Source organism: Kribbella sp. (assembly GCF_035687465.1).
Classification (GTDB): Bacteria; Actinomycetota; Actinomycetes; order Propionibacteriales; family Kribbellaceae; genus Kribbella.
In genome coordinates this window covers 1-6,680 of sequence record NZ_DASRXP010000280.1, presented here as the reverse complement: position 1 = coordinate 6,680, position 6,680 = coordinate 1, and the positions used below count along the sequence as shown (strand labels likewise).

The following is a 6,680-nucleotide window of genomic DNA, read 5'->3' as shown; positions in this document are numbered from 1 at the left end:
ATCTGATCGGCGGCAAGGCGGCGGACCGGTCGTTGATGCCCAGCTTGTCCGTGATCCTGACGTTGCTGGCCGCAGTACTGGTCGCGTTTGTCTTCACCGCGCATCAGCAGCTGTTGGCCGCGGTGACGATCGCGCTGTTCGGTGCGGCCGGGTTCGCCACCGCGGCGCCGCTGCAGAAGCGGGTGATGGACAAGGCGAAGGGCGCTCCGGCGCTGGCCTCCGCCGCGAACATCGCCGCTTTCAACCTCGGCAACGCGGCCGGTGCCTACCTCGGTGGGCTGACCATCGAGCACGGCCTCGGCTACACAGCCCCCAACTGGGTCGGGGCGGGACTGGCCGTATCCGGCCTGACAGTGGCCCTGATCTCCGGCCTGCTGGACCGTCGGCAGCGCTCCGCCGAGTCCGAGCCAACCCCCATTCTCACCACCGCCTGAAGCTGGTCAGCGGGAACGGCGCCGGGTGACACAGGACTGACCCGTCACCGTTGTGCCCCGTCGATCGCTTGCACTACTCAGGGTGTACGGGCGACTCTTCTCCGTCAGAGGCTGCACCGCCCAAGCAGTCGATGACCAACCTGGAGTGTGAGGCATGACAGGAAAGCTCAAGTTCGCCCGTGCGGCTCTCGTCGCCGCTTTGGTCGCCGTGGCGTCGGCCGGCGCCATCGGCTCGGCGCAGGCGAAGACGCCCCCACCTGTGACGAACATCGTCGGCGGCTCCCTCGCCAGTACTGCGCAGACGCCGTGGGCGATCGCGCTCAACAACAGCCGCTCCCCGGTCCCCAGCGGCCAGTACTGCGGCGCCACCCTGGTGAAGGCGAACAAGATCGTCACCGCCGCCCACTGTGTGACGCAGCCACTGAGCACGTACACCGCGATCCAGGGTCGGGACAACCTGAACACCACGGTCGGCAAGACCTCGAAGATCTCCAAGATCTGGAAGGACCCGCAGTATGGGCAGGTGGCGGGCCACGACGTCGCAGTACTGACGCTGACCACGCCGTTCACCGGGGTGGCGACGCTGCCGCTGGAGACCAGCCGCGCGGCTGACGCTGTCGGCGCCCAGTCGACTGTGTACGGCTGGGGCGAAACCGAGGGCACCGGTCCGGCGGACCGCTTCCAGAAGGTGCTCGTGCCGGTGCTCGGCGACTCGTACTGCGGTCAGGTGTACGCCGGGGAGGGCTACGTCGCGAACGGGGAGATCTGCGCCGGGTACAAGGCCGGTGGCAAGGACTCCTGCCAGGGCGACTCCGGTGGCCCGCTGGTCCTGAACGGCCGCCTGTTCGGCGTCGTCTCCTGGGGCATCGGCTGCGCGGACGCCGGCAACCCGGGCGTGTACGCCGAGGTCGCCTCCTACGCCACCGCCCTCCAAACCCAGATCAACAACTAGCCCGTTTGGTGGCCGGTCCCACGGGGGCCGGCCACTAAACCAGTGTCTTAGCTCCTAGAACACTGTTTCAGTTAGTGTGGTCGGCATGGTGCGGGCAGCGGACGAGAAGACTGTGCTGGGGTCCGTCTGGCTGCGGGCCGAGCCGAGCGGGACCAGAGCGCCACTCAGCCGCGACGACATCGTCCGGGCCGCGATCGGGATCCTCGATCGCGAAGGGCTGGAGAAGTTATCCATGCGACGGATGGCGACCGAGCTCGGTACCGCGGCAACTTCGGCGCTCTACTGGCGAGTGGCGAACAAGAACGATCTCCTCGAACTCGCGGTCGACACAGTCCTTGGGGACGCGCTAGTCGCCACGGACGACGGTGATTGGCGGGACCAGCTCACGACGTTGGCGCACGCGGCGTACGAGGTGCTTGCCGCGCATCCCTGGGCACCGCAACTGCTCGCGAGCCATGCCGGGCTCGGCCCGAACTATCAGGCCTACGCGGAGCGGATTCTGTTGATCTTGAAGTCAGCCGGCTTCAAAGGCGTGTATCTGGATGCTGCCGTCTCTGCTGTCTTCCACTACGTCATCGGCGCGGCCGTGACTGACGCCGCCTGGACCGCGACGGTTCGGCGCAGCGGACTCACCGATCAGGATTGGGCCAGCGGCGCCGGCGACCAGCTCGGCGTAGGCGCCGCCACCCTCACGGCCTACCTCTCCAGCGAGGACCGCTCCGGCCCTCAGGCCCGCTTCACCACCGGCCTCCGTGCCATCCTCATCGGCCTTCGCCCTCGCCAGCTCACCTAGATGTCAGCGAAGGCGGAGGACGGGTTCTCGAAGGCGTCGGCGACGAACCGGAGGAAGGCCGCGGCAGTACCGCCGTCACAGACCCGATGGTCGAACACCAGTGACAGTTGCGTGAGCTTGCGGATGGCGAGCTCACCGTCGACCACCCACGGCCGGTCGATGATCCGCCCGACCCCGAGGATCGCCACCTGCGGATGGTTGATGATCGCCGCACTGCCGTCGACGCCGAAGCTGCCGTAGTTGTTCAGCGTGAAACTGCCGCACGACAACTCATGCGTCGTCAGCCGCCCATCCCGAGCCGACGCGGTCAACCGCCGAATCTCCGCATCCAACCCACGCGTAGTCAACGCGTGCGCCCCAACCACAGCCGGTACTACGAGTCCGCGCGCCGTCTGAGCCGCCAGCCCAAGGTTGATCCCGTCGTACTGAACCAGCTCATCCCTCTCGGTATCGACGAATCCGTTCAGTTCCGGATGCTTCTGCAGGCCCGCGACCACGAACCGCGCCATCAACGCGAGCAGCCCCGGACCGGAATCACTTGCCGTCCGCAACGACTCCCGCAACTCGATCAGCGCGGTAGCGTCCACATCAACCCACGTAGTCGCCTCAGGAATCTCGGCCCGACTACGACTCAATGTCGCAGCCACAGCCCTCCGAAACCCACTAACCCGTTCCCGGCGCAACTCCAACAACCCCGTCCGCGAATCAACCACCCCACCAGGAGCAGCCGCACCCACAGGCGCTGAGGCGGACGCAGGCACAGGCGTTGCATCGAGCGCAGGCACACCGGACGTCGGCACTCCCGTGGCTGCTGGCGCAGGTGCACCCGCAGCTGGCGCGGCGGACGGCAGGTTTGTGCCGCCGGCCTCTCTAGCGGCGATCGCATGCTCGACATCCCGCCGGGTGATCACTCCACCGGCGCCCGAACCATCCAGCAGATGAAGGTCCACCCCTGCGTCCTGCGCCAACCGCCGCACCAGCGGCGAAATCACCAACGGCACCGCCCGCCGCGCCCGAACCGCAGGTACAGCGCCCCCAGCGACCACCGCAGGCACACCACCATTCGCCGGAACCGCGGGCTCAGCACCTCCAGCCGGAACCGCAGGTACAGCAGTCGCCGGCGCCGCCCCAACACGCCCAGACGGCACCGCAGGTACAGCAACTCCAGCCGTCGCCTCCACAGCGCGCTCGTCCGGTACCGCGGGTACGGCGGGTGCCGATCCCACTCCGACCAACTGCCGCGGCCTGCGCCGACGGCCGGAACCAGTACCTGCGGGGGTTCCGTAGCCGATCAGTACATTTCCTGAGCCGGCCTTCTCTTCCTCGCGGTACGCCTCAACCGCAGGGGCGGGGGTGGTTGAGGTTCCGATGGTGATGAGGGGTTTGCCGACGTCGATCGTGGTGCCTTCTTCGCCATGGAGTTCTGCGACCACGCCGGCGTACGGCGACGGGACCTCGACGAGGGACTTGGCGGTTTCCACCTCCACGAGTGGCGCGTCCACCGCCACGACGTCGCCAACGGCAACCAACCAGCGGACAACCTCCGCCTCCGTCAGCCCTTCACCGAGATCCGGCAGCAGGAAGGTCTGTGTCGTCACGAGTCCTCCCACTGCAGATCGTCCACCGCGTCGAGAATCCGATCCACGCCCGGCAACTGGTGCCGCTCGAGCTTCGGCGGCGGGTACGGAATGTCGAATCCCGTCACCCGCCGGATCGGCGCCGCCAACGAGTGGAAACACCTTTCGGTGACCCGGGCAACGATCTCCGACGACACACTCGCGAACCCGCTCGCCTCGGCAACAACCACCGCTCGTCCAGTACTACGAACTGCCGCGCACACCGTCTCGTCGTCGAACGGCACGATCGACCGCAGATCGACTACCTGCAGCTGACGACCTTCCGCAGCAGCCGCCTCAGCCGCTTCCATCGCGACCGGCACCGTCGGTCCATACGCGATCAGAGTCGCGTCGGCGCCAGCACGTCGTACGACGGCCGTCCCGATACCGGGCTCCGCCACACTAAGATCAACCTCTTCCTTCGCCCAGTAAAGCTTCTTGGGCTCCAGGAAGATCACCGGGTCAGGGAACTCGATTGCCCTACGCAACAAGCTGTAAGCATCCGCAACGGTGCTCGGGGCAACAACCGTCAACCCGGGAGTATGCGCGTAGTAGCTCTCGGACGAGTCGCAGTGGTGCTCCACCCCGCCGATCCCACCGGCGTACGGCATCCGGATCACCATCGGCAGTGTCACCTTGCCGCGGGTGCGGTTGCGCATCTTCGCGACGTGACTGACCACCTGCTCGAAAGCGGGATACCCGAAGGCGTCGAACTGCATCTCGACCACCGGCCGCATCCCGTTCATCGCCAACCCGACCGCCATCCCGACGATGCCGGCCTCGGCCAACGGGGTGTCGAAGCAACGATCCTCGCCGAACTCGGCGGTCAGCCCGTCCGTGATCCGGAAGACCCCGCCGAGCGCGCCCACGTCCTCGCCGAACATGAGTACGGTGTCGTCGGCCTTCATCGCGTCCCGCAGCGCCTGGTTCAGCGCCTGGCCCATGGTGAGTTTCTGGTGCGTCATGATCAGGCCTCTTCCCGCGCGAGCTCGTCCTGCAGGAACGCCGCCTGCTCCTTCAACTGCGGGGTCGGCGTCGCATACAGATGGGCGAACAGTTCGGCCGGATCCGGCGACACCTCCTCCATCAACCCGGTTCGCAACTCGGCGGCGATCCGGTCAGCCGCCCGGGCGGCCTCTTCCTTCTTCTCGTCGCCCAGCAGACCTCGCTCGGTCAGATAGGCATCCAGCCGCTTCAGTGGATCGCGCTCGAGCCACGGAGTGACCTCGTCGTCCTCGCGGTACCGGCTCGCGTCGTCGGCATTGGTGTGCGCCTGCACGCGATACGTGTGCGCCTCGACCAACTGCGGACCCTCCCCGGCCCGTGCCTTTGCGACCGCCTGTCCCAGTACTGCGAGCAGCCCGGCGAGGTCGTTGCCATCGGCCCGCTCCCCGGGTACGCCGTACCCGATGCCCTTGTGTGCAAGGGAAGGCGCGATCGTCTGCCGGGCAAGTGGCACCGAGATCGCGTACTCGTTGTTCTGGATGAAGAAGACCACCGGCGCCTTGAAGACGGCCGCGAAGTTCAGCGCCTCGTGGAAGTCGCCTTCGCTGGTGGCGCCGTCACCGCAGAGCGCCATCACCACCGTGTCCTCGCCCTTCAGCCGAGCGGCGTGCGCGACTCCGACAGCGTGCAGCAACTGCGTCGCCAGCGGCGTGGACTGCGGAGCCACCTTGTGCTCGTACGGGTCGTACCCGGAGTGCCAGTCGCCGCGCAGCAGCGTGAGTGTCTCGATCGGGTCGACCCCGGCGCTGATGATGGAGACCGTGTCGCGGTAGGTCGGGAAGAGCCAGTCCTGCTCGCCCAGAACCATCGTCGCGGCGATCTGGCAGGCCTCCTGCCCGTGCGACGACGGATAGACCGCCAGCCGCCCCTGCCGGACCAGCGCGCCGGCCTGGTCGTTGATCTTCCGCCCGGCGACCAACTGTGCGTAACCATCCACGAGCTGGTCCGCGGACGGCATCCCGTATTGCGGATTGTCGTGCGGCACCCCGTGCTCGTCGATCAGTTGGACTGGTTCGGCGGAGGGGAGCAAACGCTCCTCGACGGTGGCCATGGACCCTCCTGCGCAGAAGACGGACTGATGTCTCATCGTTCTACTTCTGGCCATTCGGATCCATAGCTGGAAGAATCACGAGATGAATGGTCTCCGTGGATTCGCATTGGGAGCAGAATGTCCGACGACGTGACGGTCAGCGCGATGGCTGCTGGACAGATGGTCGTCGCTCCGGCGCTCGACGAGCTCGACCGGCAGATCGTCGAGGCACTGAGCCGGGACGGCCGGCTGTCGATCCGGGCCCTGGCGGACCAGGTGCACATCTCCCGCGCGAACGCCTACGCCCGGGTCGAACGACTCACCTCGACCGGCGTGATCACCGGCTTCACCGCCACGGTGGACCCGTTGAAGCTCGGGCTGGCGACCTCGGCATACGTCACTCTCAGTCTCCGTCAGAGCTCCTGGCGAGCCCTGCGCGAACAACTCCAGGCGATCCCCGAGGTCAAACACATGGCCCTGGTCGGCGGCGACTTCGACGCCATCCTCTTGGTCCGCGCCGCCGACAACGAAGGCCTCCGCCGGGTAGTCCTGGAAAAACTCCAAGCCATCCCCGAAGTCCTGGGCACCCGCACCGCCCTGATCTTCGAAGACCTCGGCACCCTGTAATCCCTGGGGACATCCGGGCCTACCCGGTGCGGCGGCCGGCGGACGCCTGAGCGCCCGGAGGAAGTCGAGAAGGCCCTATCAAGCCGGGGAGCGGCTGACCCTGGCCGACCTCGGCGCCGTCGTAACGCCCGAGTGACGCCCACTGCGCGCGTCGTACCGCCGGCTGTTTGCGGCGCCCGGATCGAGTGGCCGGGCCCATCTGCTGTGGTCCGCAGTCGGTCGG

The 6,680-nt window shown here is 67.2% G+C and carries 6 protein-coding genes and 1 pseudogene; 4 read left to right on the top strand and 3 right to left on the bottom strand.

What is annotated here, in order from left to right; translation table 11 throughout:
* The 3 genes and pseudogenes from VFG33_RS13940 to VFG33_RS13930 all read left to right on the top strand — a co-directional run.
* Positions 1 to 434, top strand: a pseudogene (locus tag VFG33_RS13940) (MFS transporter); the annotation flags it as partial.
* 154 nt (positions 435 to 588) lie between these two features.
* On the top strand, positions 589 to 1,386 hold the full coding sequence (locus VFG33_RS13935) for a S1 family peptidase (RefSeq protein ID WP_325026332.1): 798 nt from the start codon (positions 589 to 591) through the stop codon (positions 1,384 to 1,386).
* 85 nt (positions 1,387 to 1,471) lie between these two features.
* Positions 1,472 to 2,179 (top strand): TetR/AcrR family transcriptional regulator, encoded by a 708-nt coding sequence (locus VFG33_RS13930; RefSeq protein WP_325026331.1) that lies wholly within the window; start codon positions 1,472 to 1,474, stop codon positions 2,177 to 2,179.
* Here VFG33_RS13930 and VFG33_RS13925 read toward each other — a convergent pair.
* From VFG33_RS13925 to VFG33_RS13915, 3 genes are read right to left on the bottom strand one after another with little or no spacing between them, the layout of a single operon-like run.
* Entirely contained in the window at positions 2,176 to 3,777 is a 1,602-nt protein-coding gene (locus VFG33_RS13925; RefSeq protein WP_325026329.1) for a dihydrolipoamide acetyltransferase family protein, read from the bottom strand. The genes VFG33_RS13930 and VFG33_RS13925 overlap by 4 nt on opposite strands.
* Positions 3,774 to 4,760 carry an alpha-ketoacid dehydrogenase subunit beta gene (locus VFG33_RS13920; protein ID WP_325026327.1) on the bottom strand — a complete coding sequence of 329 codons (987 nt, stop codon included), beginning with the start codon at positions 4,758 to 4,760 and terminating at the stop codon, positions 3,774 to 3,776. The genes VFG33_RS13925 and VFG33_RS13920 overlap by 4 nt, the downstream gene beginning before the upstream one ends.
* Before the next feature lie 2 nt (positions 4,761 to 4,762).
* Positions 4,763 to 5,851, bottom strand: a complete 1,089-nt coding sequence (locus tag VFG33_RS13915) for a thiamine pyrophosphate-dependent enzyme (RefSeq protein ID WP_325026325.1) — start codon at positions 5,849 to 5,851, stop codon at positions 4,763 to 4,765.
* A 117-nt stretch (positions 5,852 to 5,968) separates the two neighbouring features.
* Between VFG33_RS13915 and VFG33_RS13910 the strand changes: the two genes are divergently transcribed.
* Positions 5,969 to 6,457 carry an Lrp/AsnC family transcriptional regulator gene (locus VFG33_RS13910; protein WP_325026322.1) on the top strand — a complete coding sequence of 163 codons (489 nt, stop codon included), beginning with the start codon at positions 5,969 to 5,971 and terminating at the stop codon, positions 6,455 to 6,457.
* The last annotated feature ends 223 nt before the right edge of the window (positions 6,458 to 6,680 follow it).